This is a genomic window from Sphingomonas sp. (assembly GCF_035758555.1).
GTDB lineage: Bacteria > Pseudomonadota > Alphaproteobacteria > Sphingomonadales > Sphingomonadaceae > Sphingomonas_B.
The window spans coordinates 1-17,172 of record NZ_DASTXI010000139.1 but is presented as its reverse complement, the minus strand read 5'-3'; the positions used below and the strand labels follow the sequence as shown (position 1 = coordinate 17,172).

Sequence of the window (17,172 nt, the reverse complement as noted above, 5' to 3'; positions counted from 1 at the left end):
CCGTAGCCGACCTGAGCCGATGACCGGGCCGGCCGGCGCGCAGCTCGCTCCGGCCGAATAGCGGCCGCTCAGGCGGCGAGGTTCTCGCCGGCCTCGCCGTTGACGGTCAGGAAATCGACGCGGAACTGTCCGGGCGCGATCGTGCGCACAAAGCCGTCGCCGTCGGCCTCGAATCCGAGCGTCGTCAGCACCTTGAAGGCGGCGGCGTTGCGGTCGGTGCGCTTGAAGTTGACGACGACGCGGCTGACGGGCGGGCGGCCCGCCGCCTCGCTCAGATACCAGAACAGCGCCTGCTCGACGAACTTGCCCTGCACCCGGCACGACAGCATGAAATCCTCGATCGTCAGCGTGTCGCCGGCCCAGCTCGCCAAGCAGAAGCCGACGGTGCCGTAGCTGCCGAATTTGTCCGCCACGTCGACGACGAAGCGGGCCTGCGCCGGATCGCGCAGGATCGCGGCGATCTCGTCGCGGCTGTATTTGCGGCCGGAAAAATTCAGCTGGTTGGTGCGCTGGACGAGCTCGGCGATGCGGTCGAAATCGGCCGGGCGGTCCGGGCGGATGCTGACCCGGATGTCGCAGCTCTTCAGGAACGCGGCATAGTCGTCGAAACTTTGGGCGGCGACGTCGCGGGCGGCCGCCTCGCGGTACATCTGCCGCCGCGCCTTCGATTCGGGCGTGACGGCGCCCTGCAGCCGCGGATGGTCCAGCAGCGTCGGGATCGCGGTTTCGGCCAGCACCTCGACCATCGGCAGCACCTGCTCGACCTCCGCGCGCTCGAACGGGTTGTCATCGACGAAGATGAAGGTGTCGATGCCGATATCGAGCGCCGCCGCGATCCGGCGCAGCCCTTCGGACTTGGGATCCCAACCGATCTGCGGGTGGAGCAGGTAATCGTCCAGCCCGAACGCCTTCAGCTGGGCATAGGCGTCGTCGGCCGCGTTCTTGCTGGAAATGGAAATCAGGATGCCGCGTTCGTCGAGGCGGCGGAACAGCTCCGCAATCTCCTCCCGCACTTCCACCGCGCCTTCGAGCAGGATGCCCTTCCACAGTGTGTTGTCGAGATCGAAGACCACGCACTTCGCGTTGGGCCGCGGCTTCTTGTCCGCGCCTGCCTGCGGCGCCTCGGGCAGCCAGACCAGGTCGAGCCGCCCGAAGGCGAGATGCGCAGTCTCGTCGCCGTCGACGGTCACGCCCAGCAGGAACGGCAGGCCCGAGCCGAGGATGCCCGCGAACTCGGTGGTCGGGATCACGTGCCGGTTGGGGCCGGGCTGGACCTCGATCGCAGTGCGGAACGGCCGCGGCTGCTGCTCGATCGGGATCGTCCGCGTCAGCCGTGCCTGGTCGACATTGACCGTCAGCAGCAATTTCACCGGCTTGGCGCCCGGATTATAGATGTCGGCGATGAAGGCGTTGGGCAGCTTGTGCTCGCCTCGCTGCAGCCGGTCGTTAAGCTTCTTGTGCAGCGCCTCGCTGGCGGTCGCCCAGCGTTTGTCGCCGGTCAGCTTGCGCATCGCAAGGCCGAGCCGGTGGACCGGCCCCGTCGCCCAGCGGATCAGCGTCTCGGCCGCCCGCGCGCGCGCCACCGGCAGCGGCCGCGCATTGCCCTGCGCCTCCAGCTTGCCCCAGCGCTTGAACTTCACTTCGGCGAGCGGCGCCTTGCCGGGCCGCGGCACCGGCACGATGCCGCTCTCGAAACGCCGGCATTTGCCGAGCGGGGTCGGGTCGTAGAGATCGCAGGTCTTGTAGCAGGCGGGCGCGGCGCACTCGACGCAATGCTCCGCCCAGGCGAGCAGCGCCTCGGCCTCGGCCTCCGGCTCGGCCAGCGATTCGAGCGCATCGGCAGGGACCGCAGGCCGGGCGCGCTTCAGCGATTCGAACTGGAACATGCCTGCCTTCCTACCGGAGCCGCTTGACCGTCATGGCAAGTTTCTTCTTCGCCCGGCGAAAGACTTTGCCCGCATCCCCGACCGTATGGCTCACCGCGCCTTGCTGCCAGTCGGTGGTGTAGGAAAAGCGCGGCTGCACGCGCGCACCCGCGTCGGCCAGTGCGGCGTCGCTGGTGAAGACCGTGTCGAAAACCGCCGCGTCGCGCAGCACCCGGCGATCATAGCAGCCGAACGGGATCGCAACGGTCGTGACCGCCACCCCCGCCGCCTGCTCGATCCGGTCCCTGGCCTCACCGACTTCCTGCCGCATCACGGCGGGCGAGGCGCGGCGCCAGTCGGTGTGCGACCAGCCATGGCTGCCGATCCGTTGCCCGGCGGCCACAAGCTCGCGGAGAGCCGAGGCGTCGAGATAGCCGGCCTCTCCGATCCGCCCCGCGCAAGGGAAGAAGATCGCGCTGATGCCGCGATCCGCGAGCGGCTTCAGGCCGATGTCGAGGTCGCTCCGGTTGCCGTCATCGAACGTGATCAGATGATCGAGCCCGTGCGCGGCCGCGGCCTCGCGGGTTTCATCGAGCAGATCGGCATATAGCACCGGGTCCGCGCACCAGGCCTTCGCTTCGCCCGAATCGACATGCGCAGGAACGGCGCCAAGCCCGTGGAAATTGATGATCACACGCTTCAAGGACGATCGCGCTCCCTCACCGCGCAATCATAGGGCCGACACCTTTACGAAAAAAGGTCATGCGACCAACGGGAACCGCAGCAGGCGGTCCGACAAAGGGACGAGCGCTTCGGCGCGCGGGCCGACGGCGCGGACGATTTCGGGATGGCGGGCGTCGAGACCGCCGGTCAGGGAGCCGAAGGCCGGCAGGATCAGCTTGGTCGCAGTGACGACGAAGCAACGCCGAGCGACGTTGCGCCCGCGCTGGGTGATCCTCAGTTTCGGATGGAAATGGCCAGACAGTTCCGGCCGCGTCTCGCCGGCTTCGGCTTCGTGGCGCAGCACCAGCCCGTCCACCTCCGTCTCGGCCATGATCGCGCCGCCGCAATGGTCGGTCAGCGCGGCGTCATGATTGCCGGTGATCCACACCCAGCGCAGCGCGCCCGTCAGCCCGGTCAGCAGCCGCCGCGCCTCGTCCGGCAGCCGTTCGCAGCCTGCGCTGTCATGGAAGCTGTCGCCCAGGCACCAGAGTTCGGCGGCCCCTGTGCGGCGGACCAGTGCGGTCAAATCGGTCAGCGTCGCCTGCGAATCATAGGGCGGCAGCATCTGGCCCCCCTGTGCAAACCAGCTGGCTTTTTCGAGGTGGAGGTCGGCGACGATCAGCGCCCGGCGCGACGGCCAGAACAGCGCGCCTTCGGCCAACGCGGCCAACTCGTGTCCGGCGAACGAAAAGGGAACCATGCGAGCCGCTTAGGCGCGGCCGAAGCGACTCGCAATGGCGCCGCGGTGCTCAAACCGCGTTCGCGTACAGCTTTACCAGGTCGAACAGATAGTCGCGGCCTTCATAGAGGGATCGGACGCGGATGTGCTCGTTGAGGCCGTGGGCGCCATTGCCTTCGGCCTCGCCGAATATTCCCGGCACGCCATAGACCGGGATGCCGATCGCCTCGAGGAAGATGCCGTCGGTCGCGCCGGTCGACATCACCGGCAGCAGCGGCACGCCGGGGAAGTGCTTTGCCGCCACGGCCTTGATCGGCCCCAGGATTTTCGGATCGAGCGTCGGCGATATCGCCTTCGGGCGGATCGGCGCGTTGGCGGTCACCTTCACCTTCGGGCCGGCAAGCGTCTTCAGCTGCGCCAGCGTGCCTTCGACCATTTCGCCGGGGAAGATGCGACAATTGACGTTCGCGGTCGCCCGCTGCGGCAATGCGTTCTCCGCATGGCCGGCCTTGAGCAGCGTCGTGACGCAGGTCGTGCGAAGCATCGAATGGAAGGTCTTGTCCTTCGACACGATCGCGTTGGCCGCCGCGTCGCCCGGATTTGCGAGCAGCGCCTTCATCGCCGCCCCCATCTCGCCGCCGATCGTCGTCGAGGTGCCGGTGAAGAAGGCGCGCGTGGTGTCGTTGAACTTGACCGGGAACTCGTAGCCCCGGATCGCCTCGATCGCGTCCGCCAGCTCGTAGATCGCATTGTCCGGCACCGGCTGGGAGCTGTGGCCGCCGGGATTGGTCGTCTCCAGCGTATAATTCTGCGCCGCCTTCTCGCCGACCTGGATCGCGAGCAGCTGGCGATTGCCCTCAGCATCCAGCTTGCCGCCGCCGCCCTCGTTCAGCGCGAACCCGGCCGCGATCAGCTCGGGCTTGTTCTTCGCCAGCCAGTCGGCGCCGTTGAACGCGTAGGTGGTTTCCTCGCCGCAGGTCAGCGCCATCTTGATCGTGCGCTTCGGCTTGAACCCCTCCTTTTTGAAGCGGATCAGCGAATCGGTCCAGATCGCCGCCATCGACTTGTCGTCGGCCGAACCGCGCGCGTAGAAAAACCCGTTCTCTTCGACCAGCTTGAACGGATCGCGCGTCCAGTCCTCACGCTTCGCCTCGACCACGTCCAGGTGCGCGAGCAGCAGCATCGGCTTCGCCTTGGCATCGCTGCCCTTCAGCACCGCGACCAGCCCGCCATCCTTCGGATGCTCGGGCACCGAGAACAGCGTCAGATCCTGATCGGTATAGCCCGCCGCCTTCAGCCGCGCCGCCATCTTCTCCGCCGCCTCGGTGCAGCTTCCGGCCGACAGCGTCGTGTTGGTCTCGACCAGTTCCTGATAAAGCTGGCGGAACGCAGCCTGGTCCGGCCTGAGCGTCTGGGCCGCCAGCGGTTGCGCCAGCAAGGCGGCGGCGCTCGCGGCGCCGAGCAGATATTTGTGCATTTCCCCTCCGTCACCCCCGGGGCGAAGGCCGGGGCCAGCTCTTCTTCTTCAACATAGAGCAAAAGAAAAGCTGGATTCCGGCTTTCGCGGGAATGACGGCGGATTCGCCTAATTGAGCGCCATCAGCGTCCGGCGCTCCACCGCCGATTCGTCGGGCAGGATGAAGCGCACCTGCTTGTTGGCGAAATCGACCGACACGCGTTCGAACAGCCGGAGCGCGTCCATGCCCAGCAACAGCGCTGGCTTGTTCTCCAGCCCGAACCGCCTGAATGGCTCGGCATCGGCAAAGGCGACGGGAATGTTGTTCATGTCGACGCCGCCGATCTGGATGCGTTCGATCTGCGCGAATTGCGCCGGCATCGTCCCGCCTGTCACGCTGGTGATGGTGACCGGCGTGAGCGCGGGAAGCTTCTTGTGCCGCTCCAGCTTTCTCAGCAGCGCCAGATTGCCGATGCTGGTTTCGGCGCCGGTGTCGACGATCACCTGCACCCGCTCGCCCATCAGGCGCGAGTTGACGAGGATCAGCTGGCCATAGCGGTTGCGCGCAGTCACCACGATCGTGTCGGGGTCGGTGTCTTCGACATGACGGGCGGCCGTGACCTTCATCTCGTTGTTCTTGAAATCGAGCGTCACGCGCCGGCGCTGCAGGCTGTCCAGGCCAAGCATGCCCGCGGCGCCGAGATGCGCCTGGTCCAGCGCCGGCGCCTCGATCTCCTTCACTTCGGTGCCCGAGAGCTCGAGCGACGGGACGATGACCGTGCCGACCCTGCTCGTCCCGGTGACGGTGACCATGTTCAGCACCGGGCCGGCGGCGAGGTTCAGCCGCTCGGCCAGCTGGCGCGACACCAGCGTCCGCTCCGCGCCGGTGTCGATGACGAAGGCGAGCGCCTCCGATTCCCCGATCCTGACCGGCACCGTCATCCGGTCCGACCGGTCCATGCCCAGGGCAACGGTGACGTCAGGCGGCACCGGCGCCTGTGTCGATGGAACCGTGGCCAGAGCCAACAGCATCGCAATCATAAGACTCTCCCAACCACCGAACGAGAGCCTACGCCTTTGACGCGCGTTCGGAAACGCCCGCGCAGGCGAACGTCGATTTGGAACCCTTGAACGTTGCCGGTCAGTCCGTCGCCATCGCTTCGGCGACGAGCGCTTCCGCTTCGATCAACAGCAAGTCGTCGACCGTGCCTTGCGCGACGCGTTCGCGGCCGATCAGCACCAGGACCGGCACCGCCAGCGGGCTGACGCGCGGCAAGTCGACGTGCAGCATGGTCGCGCCGGCGCGGTCGAGCAGGTTCGCGAGGCGACCGACATCCGTCATCTTTGCCCGCGCATCGTCCCATGCTGCGCGCAGCAGCAGATGGTCGGGCTCGTAGCGGCGCAGCACGTCGTAGATCAGGTCGGTCGAGAAACTGACCTGCTTGCCGGTTTTGCGCCTGCCGGGATGCTGGCGCTCGACGAGGCCGCCGATCACCGCCACTTCGCGAAAGGCGCGCTTCAGCAGCGATGATTGCTGCACCCAGTCGACGAATTCATGCTCCAGGATGTCGGGCGAAAAGAGCGGCCGGGGATCGGCGACGGGTTCGAGGCTGTAGGTCGCGATCGCATAGTCGCTGGCGACGAAGCCCAAAGGCTTCAGCCCCAGCGTCTCCATCCGCCGCGTGACCAGCATGCCGAGCGACTGATGCGCGTTCCAGCCTTCGAAGCTGTAGACGACCATGTAGTGCCGCCCTTCGCGCGGAAAGGTTTCGACCAGCAATTGATCCGGGCCGGGCAGCGCCGAGCGCCGCGCCTGCATGGCAAGCCAGTCGCGCACGTCGTCCGGAAAGCGCGGCCATTCCTGCGGCGCGTCCAGGAACGCGCGGACCCGATCGGCGAGGTGGGTCGAGATCGGCATGCGCGCGCCGCCATAGGTCGGGATCCGCGCCGGCTTCGACGTCGCGCGGACGATCACGTCCTCGGTGTCGATCCGCTCGACCTCCAGCACCAGCCCGGCGAAGAAGAAGGTGTCGCGCGGGCTAAGCGTCGCGGCGAAGCTTTCCTCGATGCGCCCGATGGTGCGGCCGTTGCGAAAACGGACACTGAGCATCGTCGCCTCGACGATGATGCCGGCGTTCAGCCGATGCTGAAGCACGAACTTCGGATGGCTGACGCGCCAACGCCCGTCCGGATCGCGGGTCAGCCGCTTGAACCGGTCATAGGCCTTCAGCGCATAGCCCCCCGATTCGATATAGCTCAGGACCTGGGCGAACAGGGCATCCGACAGGGCCGAATAGGGAAGCGCCGCGCGGACTTCATCGAGGAGCTCGGTTTCTTCGAATGGCGCCGCGCAGGCGCAGGCCACGATGTGCTGCGCGAGCACGTCGAGCGCGCCGCGGCGGAAGATGTCGGCGTCGAGCTCGCCCTCGGTCACGGCGTCGAGCGCGGCACGTGCTTCCAGATATTCGAAGCGATTGCCGGGCACGAGGATTGCCTCGGACGGCTCGTCGAGCCGGTGGTTGGCGCGGCCGACGCGCTGCAACAGCCGGGACGCGCCCTTGGGAGCGCCCATCTGGATCACGCAATCGACATCGCCCCAGTCGACGCCGAGATCGAGCGAGGCGGTCGCAACCAGCGCGCGCAGCCGCCCTTCCGCCATCGCCAGCTCCACCTTGCGCCGCGCTTCGCGGCTGAGGCTGCCGTGATGGATGCCAATGGGCAGCTTCAGTTCGTTGACTGCCCACAGATCCTGAAAGATCAGCTCGGCCAGCGAGCGCGTGTTGCAGAAGACGATCGTGGTGCGATGCGTCTCGATCTCAGCCATCACCTGCGGCGCGGCGTAGCGGCCCGAATGGCCTGCCCAGGGAATCACGCCTTCCGGGATGAGGATCGAGATGTGCGGCTCGGCGCCCGGATCGCCCCGGACCAGCGACACCGTATCGATGTCGCCATCGGGCGCGAGCCAGGCGCGATAGCCGTCCGGATCGGCGACGGTCGCGGACAGCGCCACCCGGCGGAGCTGCGGCGCGATCCGCTGCAGCCGCGCCATCGACAGCGCCAGCAGGTCGCCGCGCTTGCCCGTCGCAAAGGCGTGCACCTCATCGACAACGATCGTCTTCAGCCCCGCGAACAGCGCGAAGCTCTCCGGGTAGGACAGCAGCAGGCTCAGCGACTCGGGTGTGGTCAGCAGCATCTGCGGCGGCCGCACCCGTTGCCGCGCCTTGCGGTCGGACGGCGTGTCGCCGCTCCGCGTCTCGACCCGGATGTCGAGCCCCATTTCCTCGATGGGGCCGAGCAGGTTACGCTGCACGTCGACCGCGAGCGCCTTCAGCGGCGAGACGTACAGGGTATGGAGCGTGTCGGTCGGGCTCTCGATCAGCTCGACAAGGCTGGGCAGGAAGCCGGCAAGCGTCTTGCCCGATCCGGTCGGCGCGACCAGCAGCGCGTGCTCCCCGCGCCGCGCCGCTTCGAGCATTTCGAGCTGATGCCGGCGCGGACTCCAGCCTTTCGCGGCAAACCAGTCGGTGAGGGGCGCTGGAAGGGAGAGCATCATCCTCTACGTCACCCCGGCGGAAGCCGGGGTCCAGCTTCTTCTTTCGCCCTGGTTTACCGCTCCACCCTGTTCTCCGGGGCATTGTCCGCGCCCTGTTCTCGGAACTCGCGGGTGGCGCGTTCGGTGCGCGCGAGGTCGGCCGGCGTGTCGCGCTTGCGGTTGCGCACGATGCTCATGACGATGATGGCCACGAATGCAATGACGCCGAGCAGCAACAGGATCATCGAAACCGTGTTCACGTCTTACTCCTCTGGCCGTGCCGTTCGTCAACGAAGCGGAACGGTTTGCGATCCGGAGCCACGCTCGCTAGCGATACGCGCATGAGCAGATTCCTCCCGCGCGCCATCGCCTTTGCCATCCTGTCGGTGCTGCTGATGATGGTCGGCAGCGTGATTGCCTTGCTCGTTCTGGTCGGCGCGCCGACGAGCGCGGGCGACGTCGCCGGCTTCCAGCACGAGGCGGCGGTGCGGGCCGGGATGGTGGACCTGATCGTCGGGCCGATTGTGATGGTGGTGACCGGCTGGTTCGTCGCTCGTCCGTTCGCCGGCCGCGATGCTTTGGCCGCGGCCGGGCTGATGGTGGCCGTGTACATCCTGATCGACCTCGGAATCGTGTTCCTGTTCGGCGATCCCGGCCAGATGGCGCTGGCGACGACAGGCCGCTCCTACGCGTTCAAGGTCGCCGCCGCACTGATCGGCGGCTGGCTGGCGAGCCGGACGCCCGAGGCGTCCGAACCGGTCCCGCTCGACGAGGAATGAGACAGCTCGGCGCCTGGATCGAGCCGCATCCAGAGGGCATCTATGTGCCCGCCGCCGACGCCTGGATCGATCCGTCGCAGCCGAAGCCGCGCGCGCTCGTCACTCATGGTCACAGCGATCACGCCCGCGGCGGCCACGGCGCCGTCTGGGCGACGCCCGAGACGCTGGCGATCATGGACGCGCGCTACGGAGCGCAGGCCGCGCATCCGGTCCGCTATGGCGAGACGATGCGGATGGGCGACGTGGAAGTGACGTTCGTCCCCGCAGGCCATGTGCTCGGCTCCGCGCAGATCGTGCTGGAGCATGACGGCGAGCGGGTCGTCGTCTCGGGCGACTACAAGCGCCGGCCGGACCCGACCTGCCCGCCGTTCGAGCCGCAGGCATGCGACATCTTCATCACCGAAGCGACCTTCGGCCTGCCCGTCTTCGTCCACCCGGAAACCGGCGACGAGATCGACAAATTGCTGGCCGCCCTGCACGGAAATCCCGATCGCTGCGTGCTGGTCGGCGCCTATCCGCTCGGCAAGGCGCAGCGCGTGATCGCGGAGCTGCGCCAGCGCGGCCATGACGATCCGATCTACCTCCACGGCGCGATGCAGCGGCTCTGCGAGCTCTATGTCGAGCATGGCGTGGCGCTCGGCGAACTGCGGCTGGCGACCGGCGTGCCCAAGGCGGAGATTGCCGGCCACATCGTGCTCGCGCCGCCGGGCGCGCTCAACGACCGCTGGAGCCGGCGACTACCCGACCCGATCACTGCGATGGCATCCGGCTGGATGCGTATCCGCCAGCGCGCGGTGCAGCGCAATGTCGAGCTGCCGCTGATCCTTTCGGACCATGCCGACTGGGACGAGCTGACCGACACGATCCTGGAGATCGCGCCGCAGGAAGTATGGGTTACGCACGGCCGCGAGGACGCGCTGATCCACTGGTGCATGACGCGCCAGATCAAGGCGCGCGCGCTCGATCTCCGCGGTTATGAGGACGAGGACGATTGAACGAGGCGGAGTTCCTCGCCGCGATCCGCAACCTTGCAACCGACCCCGCGGCGCGGGGCTTTGCCGACGATGCGGCGGTGCTGGGCGATCTCGTGCTGACCCACGACATGATCGTCGAGGGGGTGCATTTCCTGCCCGACGATCCGCCCGAGGACGTCGCATGGAAGCTGGTCGCCGTGAACCTGTCCGACCTTGCCGCCAAGGGCGCCGAGCCGGTCGGGTGCCTGCTCGGCTACGCGCTGGGTCCGGCGGAGTGGAACGCAGGATTCGTCGCCGGGCTCAAGCAGGTCCTCCAAACCTACCCAATGCCGCTGCTCGGCGGAGATACGGTGCGGGCGAACGGCCCGCGCAGCTTCGGCCTGACCGCGATCGGCCGGGCGGGCCATGCCCCTTCGCGCGGCGGCGCACGGGCCGGCGATGCGCTCTACGTCACCGGCACGATCGGCCGCGCCGGGATCGGCCTTAGGCTGCTCAGCGCGGGTGAAACGGGGCCGGAGGTCGAGGCCTATCGCCGCCCGCAGCCGCGTCTCGTCGAAGGCCGGGCGCTTGCGCCGATCGTCCACGCGATGATGGATGTTTCGGATGGGCTGCTGATCGACGCGAGGCGCATGGCCGACGCCAGCGGTCTCGCCGTCACGATCGACCTCGCGGACGTTCCGGTGTCCGGCGATCCGCTCGAGGCAGTCACCGCCGGCGACGATTACGAGTTGCTCTTCGCCGCCCCGGCGGACGTATCACTGCCGATGCCCGCCACGCGGATCGGCCGTTTCGCGCAGGGGCAGGGACTGAGCCTCGTGCAGGCCGGTTCGCCTGTGCCGCTGCCTGCGTCGCTCGGCTGGATGCACACCTAACCTGTTTCACTTGCTCTTGCCCGAACGCGCCCTCTATACCGCCGGCCCAAAGGGAGCGGCCGGGGTGACAAGAGCCGCCAACAGATGGGGAAAGGGTTTCGATGAACGTTGTTCTGATCGCCATCGCCTGCGGCCTTCTGGCCGTGGTCTATGGCTTCTTCACCAGCGCGCAGGTGCTCAAGCAATCGGCCGGCAATCAGCGCATGCAGGAGATCGCCGGCGCCATTCAGGAAGGCGCGCAGGCCTATCTGGGCCGGCAGTACACGACGATCGCGATCGTGGGCGTCGTGGTTGCCGTGCTCGTCGGCGTGTTCCTCGGCCTGACCTCGGCGATCGGCTTCGTCGTCGGCGCGATACTGTCGGGCGCGGCCGGCTATATCGGCATGAACATCTCGGTTCGCGCCAACGTCCGCACGGCGGAGGCCGCGCGCGGCTCGTTGCAGGGCGGACTGACCGTCGCCTTCCGCTCCGGCGCGATCACCGGCATGCTGGTGGCGGGCCTCGGCCTGCTCGCGATCTCGGTCTTCTTCTACGCACTGACCGACATGGGCGGCCATGCCCCTGACGACCGGATCGTCGTCAATGCGCTGGTTGCACTCTCGTTCGGCGCGTCGCTGATCTCGATCTTCGCGCGTCTCGGCGGCGGCATCTTCACCAAGGCCGCCGACGTCGGCGCCGACCTGGTCGGCAAGGTCGAAGCCGGCATCCCGGAAGACGATCCCCGCAACCCGGCCGTGATCGCCGACAACGTCGGCGACAATGTCGGCGACTGCGCGGGCATGGCCGCCGACCTGTTCGAAACCTATGTCGTGACCTTGGGCGTGACGATGGTCTCGATCGCGCTTCTCGTCCAGGCGAGCTCGGCAGAGCTGATGCGCCTGATGTCGCTGCCGCTCATCATCGGCGGCGTCTGCATCATCGCCTCGATCATCGGCACCTATATGGTCCGCCTGGGCGCCAAGCAGTCGATCATGGGCGCGCTGTACAAGGGCTTTTGGACGACCGCGATCCTGTCGATCCCGCTGCTCTATTTCGCGACCAGCTACACGCTCGGCGGCGACATGAACGCGCCGATCGGCGCCGCCGGCCAGTTCACCGAAGGGCCGGATCCCTTCGCCACTACCGAGGTCGGCAAGAGCTTCACCGGCATGGACCTGTTCTGGTGCATGATGATCGGCCTGGCAGTCACTGCCGCGATCGTCTGGATCACCGAATATTACACCGGCACCAACTACCGCCCGGTCAAGTCGATCGCGCGGGCGTCCGAGACCGGCCACGGCACCAACGTCATCCAGGGCCTCGCCGTTTCGCTCGAGGCGACCGCGCTGCCGACGCTGGTGATCGTCGTCGGCATCATCATCGCCTATCAGCTGACCGGCAACGTCATCGGCATCGCCTTTGCGGCAACGTCGATGCTGGCGCTGGCCGGCATGGTGGTGGCGCTCGACGCCTATGGCCCGGTGACCGACAATGCCGGCGGCATCGCCGAAATGGCAGGCCTGGAAGGCGAGGTCCGCGACCGCACCGATGCGCTCGACGCAGTCGGCAACACCACCAAGGCAGTGACAAAGGGCTATGCCATCGGCTCGGCCGGCCTTGCCGCGCTGGTGCTGTTCGGCGCCTATACGACCGACCTGAAAGAGTTCTTCCCGGACCTGACGGTCGATTTCTCGCTCTCCAACCCGTACGTGATCGTCGGCCTGCTGCTGGGAGCGCTGCTCCCCTACCTGTTCGGCGCGATGGGCATGACCGCGGTCGGCAGGGCGGCCGGCGCAGTGGTCGAGGAAGTGCGCGGTCAGTTCCGCGACAACAAGGGCATCATGGAAGGCACCAGCCGTCCCAATTACGCCCGGACGGTCGACCTGGTCACGCGCGCCGCGATCAAGGAGATGATCATCCCCAGCCTGTTGCCGGTGCTGACGCCGATCGTCGTGTTCTTCTTCATCACAGGCGTCGCAGGGCGTGAGCAGGGCTTTGCGGCCCTGGGCGCGCTGCTGCTCGGCGTGATCGTCTCCGGCCTGTTCGTCGCGATCTCGATGACCTCCGGTGGCGGCGCCTGGGACAATGCGAAGAAATATATCGAAGACGGCAATTACGGCGGCAAGGGCTCCGAGGCACACAAGGCCGCGGTGACCGGCGACACGGTCGGCGATCCCTACAAGGACACCGCCGGCCCGGCCGTCAATCCGATGATCAAGATCACGAACATCGTGGCACTTCTGCTGCTCGCGGCCCTGGCCGGCCACATCTGATCGTCGATCACGACCAAGAAACGGCCCGTCCGGAGCGATCCGGGCGGGCCTTTTCGTTATGCGGGATCAGAGCCCTTCGACATATTTGAGCGAACGATTGGGCAGCAGGACCGGCTTCACATAGTCGGGCGTCTTCTTGCCCGTGCCGACCGGCTTGATCGCCCGTTCGGGATTGATCGGCCGCGCAAAGCGCACGCCGTACCAATTGCTTCGCCGCCACACGACCGTTGCCTTGGCCCGTCCAACGCCGCGCAACTCGACGAACACAGTCTCTCCGCGCTTCATCGGCTGTTCGGGAACAGCGTCAAGCTCGACCTTTACGCCTTCCGCCGACAGGTCTCGGACGCGGCCCGAATGGCTCTCGCCCGAATCCGCCTCGATGGTCGCGCGGATCATGAAATTCTGGCGACGCGATGCGCGCCTGGTGTCGTGCACGGCGATCGGCTTGATCATCGTTGCGCTCCTTTGGGGAGCCTGCGTAGCAGGCAATGGTTTCGGCGGCGTTATCTTCATCGTGCGCTCGCTTCCCTTTTTGCCCGCCGTTCGTTATGGCGGCGCGATTTTTTCACTCCGAACCAAAGGCAGCTGCTTGGCCAAGGAAGAACTTCTGGAAATGCGGGGACAGGTCGTCGAACTGCTCCCCAACGCAATGTTTCGCGTCCGGCTGGAGAATGATCACGAGATTCTCGGCCACACCGCCGGCAAGATGCGCAAGAATCGCATCCGCGTGCTGGTCGGCGACGAAGTGCTCGTCGAACTGACGCCCTACGACCTGACCAAGGGCCGCATCACCTATCGCTTCATGCCCGGCCGCGGCGGCCCCGGGCCGTCCTGACCGCCGGCGGCGCACGCGTGCCGCTGATCCTGGCATCCGCGAGCCCGCGCCGGCTGGACCTGCTGGCGCGCATCGGCGTCGTGCCCGACGCGATCGTGCCGGCCGAAATCGACGAGACTCCCTTGAAGGGCGAGCTTCCCGCGCCTCATGCCGAACGGCTGGCCGCGGCGAAAGCGGCCGCGGTCGCGGTCGCGAAGCCGGGCGCACTTGTGCTTGCCGCCGACACGGTCGTCGCAGCCGGCCGCCGCATCCTGCCCAAGGCCGAGGAGGACGCGACCGCGCGCTATTGCCTGGAACTCCTGTCCGGCCGACGCCACCGCGTGCATAGTGCGGTGACGCTGATCGATGCCGACGGCCAGGCACGACACCGGCTGTCGACCAGCATCGTCACGTTCAAGCGGCTGACGGCCGAGGAGATCGACGCCTATCTTGCCAGCGGCGAATGGCGGGGCAAGGCGGGCGGCTATGCGATCCAGGGCCGCGCCGAGGCGCTCGTGCGTTTCCTGTCGGGCAGCCATTCCGGCGTGGTCGGCCTGCCGTTGTTCGAGACGCGCGCCTTGCTTCTCTCGGCCGGTTACCCGCTTGGCTGAGTGGCTGTACGAGGACGGCATCGGCGAGGAGCGTGCCGCGCTGGTTGAGGATGGTGCCATAATCGAGGCGCGGATCGATCGCGACGACAACCGGATTCGCGCCGGCGACGTCGTTGCCGCCCGCTTGAAACGCAAGGCCGGCCGGGCTGGCCGCGGCGAAGTGGAGCTGCAAGGCGGAGCGATCGCCCTGCTTGCACCCGTCCCGTCCGGCCTGACCGAAGGCGCACCGCTCACTGTCGAAATCGTCCGTGAGGCGATTCCGGAGCGCGGCAACCCGAAGCTGCCGCTCGCGCGACCGTCCGACGAGCCGATCCGGCCGGCACCGGCGCTGAGGGAATCGCTGGACGAGAGCGGCATTCCGGTCCGAATCATCCCGCCGCACGGGCCCGATCTTCTCGAAGAAGCAGGCTGGTCCGAATTGCTGGAGCAGGCCGAGTCGGGCCTGGTCCCCTTCGCCGGCGGGCTGCTGCGAATTGCGCTGACGCCCGCCATGACCGTCATCGACGTCGACGGCGAGCTCTTGCCGGCCGAGCTGGCCGCGCGCGGCGCGGCTGCGGCAGCGCAAGCGATCCGCCGTTTCGACATCGGCGGCTCGATCGGGCTCGACCTGCCGACACTGCCCGACAAACGCGCCAGGCAGGCAGCGGCGGATGCATTGGATGCCGCGCTGCCGCAGCCGTTCGAGCGGACCGCGGTCAATGGCTTCGGCTTTCTCCAGATCGTCCGCCGCCGGCTGCGGCCATCGCTGATGGAACTGATTCAGTCGGACCCGGTCCGGGCGGGCGCGTTCGCGCTGCTGCGACGTCTGGAGCGCGAGCCGCTCCCCGGTCCCGACAGCGTCCCGGCGCCGGCTCCGGTTGCCCGCTTGATCGCATCGCGTCCGGACTGGAGCGCGGACCTGGCCCGCCGCCGGGGCCGGGCAATACGGATAGAGGCGACAGTCTCTTAGTCCCGTTCGCTTCGACCGGAGTCGAGAAGCGCAGCTCCGAGCCAGACTCGTTTCTCGACTTCGCTCGAAACGAACGGAGTCGGGTAGAGCGTCCGGAAAGGAAGCTGTAAGGCTCGGCGCATGGACACCGATTTCTACCGCATCAAGCGCCTGCCGCCCTATGTCATCGCCGAAGTGAACGCGATGCGCGCGGCAGCACGCGCGGCGGGCGAAGACATCATCGACCTGGGCATGGGAAACCCCGACCTGCCGCCGCCGCCGCACGTGATCGAAAAGCTGTGCGAGGTCGCGCGCAAGCCGGATGCGCACGGCTATTCGGCGTCCAAGGGCATCCCCGGTCTGCGCAAGGCCCAGGCCGGCTATTACGCCCGCCGCTTCGGGGTCGAACTCGATCCCGAACGCGAAGTGGTGGTGACGCTCGGCTCCAAGGAAGGTCTCGCGAATCTGGCGCAGGCGATCACCGCGCCCGGCGACGTGGTGCTGGCGCCGAACCCGAGCTATCCGATCCACACCTTCGGCTTCATCATCGCGGGCGCAACGATCCGATCGGTTCCGACCACGCCCGATGAGCGTTATTTCGAGAGTCTGGAGCGCGCGGTGAAATTCACTGTGCCGAAGCCTTCGGTGCTGGTGATGGGCTATCCGTCCAACCCGACCGCCGAAGTCGTCGATCTCGCCTTCTACGAGCGCGTCGTCGCGTTCGCGAAAGAGCACGGGCTCTGGATCCTGTCGGACCTAGCCTATTCCGAAATCTATTTCGACGATTGCCCGACGCCGTCGATCCTGCAGGTGCCCGGTGCCAAGGACGTGGCGGTCGAGTTCACGTCGATGTCCAAGACCTATTCGATGGCGGGCTGGCGGATGGGCTTCGCGGTCGGCAATCCGGTGCTGATCGCCGCGCTGACGCGGGTGAAGTCCTATCTCGATTACGGCGCCTTCACGCCGATCCAGGCCGCCGCTTGCGCCGCCATCAACGGACCGCAGGATATCGTCGACAAGAATCGTCAGCTCTACAAGCACCGGCGCGACGTGCTCGTCGAAAGCTTCGGCCGCGCCGGCTGGGACATTCCCCCGCCCCGCGCCTCGATGTTCGCCTGGGCCCCGCTGCCGCCGGCGCTTGTCCATTTAGGCAGCCTTGAGTTCTCGAAACAATTGCTCACCCATGCCGGCGTCGCGGTCGCGCCCGGCGTCGGCTATGGCGAGGAGGGAGAGGGGTTCGTGCGCATCGCCATGGTCGAGAACGAGCAACGCATTCGCCAGGCCGCGCGCAACGTGAAACGCTATCTTGCCAGCATGGGCGTCAACACGCCCGCGCAGACCTCCGCCTGAGCTCGACGGCCCGGCGCGCCCGATCATGATCGAGCCGCTTTATTCCATCGCAGGCGTATTGGTCGGCCTGCTCGTCGGGATGACCGGGGTGGGCGGTGGATCGCTGATGACGCCGATCCTGGTGCTCGTCTTCGGCTTCCATCCGGTCACCGCGGTCGGCACCGACCTGCTCTATGCGTCCGCGACCAAGCTGGCCGGCACCGGCGTGCACGGCTGGCGCGGCACCGTCGACTGGCGCGTCGTGCGGCGGCTCGCGACCGGCAGCGTGCCGGCAACGCTGCTGACGCTCGCGGCCTTGAGCATCGCCCGGATGCGTGCCGAGGATACCGGCCGCGTC

17 protein-coding genes are annotated in these 17,172 nt (G+C 67.4%); 9 read left to right on the top strand and 8 right to left on the bottom strand.

Annotated elements, in window-relative coordinates:
• Nucleotides 1-68: 68 nt before the first annotated feature.
• From VFT73_RS08580 to VFT73_RS08550, 7 genes are all read right to left on the bottom strand, one after another.
• Nucleotides 69-1,886 (bottom strand): HAD-IIIC family phosphatase, encoded by a 1,818-nt coding sequence (locus VFT73_RS08580; protein ID WP_326409884.1) that lies wholly within the window; start codon nt 1,884-1,886, stop codon nt 69-71.
• A 10-nt stretch (nt 1,887-1,896) separates the two neighbouring features.
• Nucleotides 1,897-2,559, bottom strand: coding sequence for a polysaccharide deacetylase family protein (locus tag VFT73_RS08575; RefSeq protein WP_326409887.1), 663 nt, complete (start codon nt 2,557-2,559; stop codon nt 1,897-1,899).
• Nucleotides 2,560-2,625: 66 nt separating this feature from the next.
• The gene (gene pdeM, locus VFT73_RS08570) at nt 2,626-3,288 is read right to left on the bottom strand and encodes a ligase-associated DNA damage response endonuclease PdeM (RefSeq protein ID WP_326409883.1); all 663 of its coding nucleotides are present in this window, start codon (nt 3,286-3,288) and stop codon (nt 2,626-2,628) included.
• 49 nt (nt 3,289-3,337) lie between these two features.
• Entirely contained in the window at nt 3,338-4,744 is a 1,407-nt protein-coding gene (locus VFT73_RS08565) for a M20/M25/M40 family metallo-hydrolase (RefSeq protein WP_326409881.1), read from the bottom strand.
• A gap of 108 nt (nt 4,745-4,852) precedes the next feature.
• Entirely contained in the window at nt 4,853-5,764 is a 912-nt protein-coding gene (locus VFT73_RS08560; RefSeq protein ID WP_326409879.1) for a retropepsin-like aspartic protease, read from the bottom strand.
• A 100-nt stretch (nt 5,765-5,864) separates the two neighbouring features.
• A complete protein-coding gene (locus VFT73_RS08555; protein WP_326409876.1) occupies nt 5,865-8,273 on the bottom strand; it encodes a ligase-associated DNA damage response DEXH box helicase in 2,409 nt (802 codons plus the stop codon).
• A 56-nt stretch (nt 8,274-8,329) separates the two neighbouring features.
• Complete coding sequence (locus VFT73_RS08550) at nt 8,330-8,515, bottom strand: hypothetical protein (protein ID WP_326409874.1); 186 nt, start codon at nt 8,513-8,515, stop codon at nt 8,330-8,332.
• An 81-nt stretch (nt 8,516-8,596) separates the two neighbouring features.
• Between VFT73_RS08550 and VFT73_RS08545 the strand changes: the two genes are divergently transcribed.
• The 4 genes from VFT73_RS08545 to VFT73_RS08530 all read left to right on the top strand — a co-directional run bounded on the left by VFT73_RS08545 (nt 8,597) and on the right by VFT73_RS08530 (nt 13,132).
• Nucleotides 8,597-9,034, top strand: a complete 438-nt coding sequence (locus VFT73_RS08545; RefSeq protein ID WP_326409872.1) for a hypothetical protein — start codon at nt 8,597-8,599, stop codon at nt 9,032-9,034.
• Nucleotides 9,031-10,029 carry a ligase-associated DNA damage response exonuclease gene (locus VFT73_RS08540; RefSeq protein WP_326409870.1) on the top strand — a complete coding sequence of 333 codons (999 nt, stop codon included), beginning with the start codon at nt 9,031-9,033 and terminating at the stop codon, nt 10,027-10,029. The genes VFT73_RS08545 and VFT73_RS08540 overlap by 4 nt, the downstream gene beginning before the upstream one ends.
• Nucleotides 10,026-10,880, top strand: coding sequence for a thiamine-phosphate kinase (thiL, locus tag VFT73_RS08535; protein ID WP_326409868.1), 855 nt, complete (start codon nt 10,026-10,028; stop codon nt 10,878-10,880). Before VFT73_RS08540 ends, thiL begins: the two co-directional genes overlap by 4 nt.
• A gap of 101 nt (nt 10,881-10,981) precedes the next feature.
• Nucleotides 10,982-13,132, top strand: a complete 2,151-nt coding sequence (locus tag VFT73_RS08530; protein ID WP_326409865.1) for a sodium-translocating pyrophosphatase — start codon at nt 10,982-10,984, stop codon at nt 13,130-13,132.
• A gap of 66 nt (nt 13,133-13,198) precedes the next feature.
• On the opposite strand, the gene VFT73_RS08525 is transcribed toward VFT73_RS08530, so the two are convergent.
• Nucleotides 13,199-13,585 carry a PilZ domain-containing protein gene (locus tag VFT73_RS08525; RefSeq protein WP_326409863.1) on the bottom strand — a complete coding sequence of 129 codons (387 nt, stop codon included), beginning with the start codon at nt 13,583-13,585 and terminating at the stop codon, nt 13,199-13,201.
• A gap of 136 nt (nt 13,586-13,721) precedes the next feature.
• Between VFT73_RS08525 and infA the strand changes: the two genes are divergently transcribed.
• The 5 genes from infA to VFT73_RS08500 form a co-directional block, all read left to right on the top strand.
• A complete protein-coding gene (gene infA / locus VFT73_RS08520) occupies nt 13,722-13,967 on the top strand; it encodes a translation initiation factor IF-1 (RefSeq protein WP_022685627.1) in 246 nt (81 codons plus the stop codon).
• Nucleotides 13,968-13,984: 17 nt separating this feature from the next.
• Complete coding sequence (locus VFT73_RS08515; RefSeq protein ID WP_326409860.1) at nt 13,985-14,557, top strand: Maf family protein; 573 nt, start codon at nt 13,985-13,987, stop codon at nt 14,555-14,557.
• On the top strand, nt 14,550-15,506 hold the full coding sequence (locus VFT73_RS08510) for a ribonuclease (protein WP_326409858.1): 957 nt from the start codon (nt 14,550-14,552) through the stop codon (nt 15,504-15,506). Before VFT73_RS08515 ends, VFT73_RS08510 begins: the two co-directional genes overlap by 8 nt.
• A 120-nt stretch (nt 15,507-15,626) precedes the next feature.
• The gene (locus VFT73_RS08505) at nt 15,627-16,835 is read left to right on the top strand and encodes an LL-diaminopimelate aminotransferase (protein ID WP_326409856.1); all 1,209 of its coding nucleotides are present in this window, start codon (nt 15,627-15,629) and stop codon (nt 16,833-16,835) included.
• 25 nt (nt 16,836-16,860) lie between these two features.
• Nucleotides 16,861-17,172, top strand: a 312-nt coding sequence (locus VFT73_RS08500; RefSeq protein ID WP_326409854.1) for a sulfite exporter TauE/SafE family protein, incomplete at its 3' end; no start/stop codon positions are given.

Excerpts from the sequence above, each read along its gene's own strand:
- VFT73_RS08580 (WP_326409884.1), bottom strand. The coding sequence starts at position 1,886 with ATGTTCCAGTTCGAATCGCTGAAGCGCGCCCGGCCTGCGGTCCCTGCC.
- pdeM (WP_326409883.1), bottom strand. The coding sequence starts at position 3,288 with ATGGTTCCCTTTTCGTTCGCCGGACACGAGTTGGCCGCGTTGGCCGAA.
- VFT73_RS08565 (WP_326409881.1), bottom strand. The coding sequence starts at position 4,744 with ATGCACAAATATCTGCTCGGCGCCGCGAGCGCCGCCGCCTTGCTGGCG.
- VFT73_RS08560 (WP_326409879.1), bottom strand. The coding sequence starts at position 5,764 with ATGATTGCGATGCTGTTGGCTCTGGCCACGGTTCCATCGACACAGGCG.
- VFT73_RS08555 (WP_326409876.1), bottom strand. The coding sequence starts at position 8,273 with ATGCTCTCCCTTCCAGCGCCCCTCACCGACTGGTTTGCCGCGAAAGGC.
- VFT73_RS08545 (WP_326409872.1), top strand. The coding sequence starts at position 8,597 with ATGAGCAGATTCCTCCCGCGCGCCATCGCCTTTGCCATCCTGTCGGTG.
- VFT73_RS08540 (WP_326409870.1), top strand. The coding sequence starts at position 9,031 with ATGAGACAGCTCGGCGCCTGGATCGAGCCGCATCCAGAGGGCATCTAT.
- VFT73_RS08530 (WP_326409865.1), top strand. The coding sequence starts at position 10,982 with ATGAACGTTGTTCTGATCGCCATCGCCTGCGGCCTTCTGGCCGTGGTC.
- VFT73_RS08525 (WP_326409863.1), bottom strand. The coding sequence starts at position 13,585 with ATGATCAAGCCGATCGCCGTGCACGACACCAGGCGCGCATCGCGTCGC.
- VFT73_RS08505 (WP_326409856.1), top strand. The coding sequence starts at position 15,627 with ATGGACACCGATTTCTACCGCATCAAGCGCCTGCCGCCCTATGTCATC.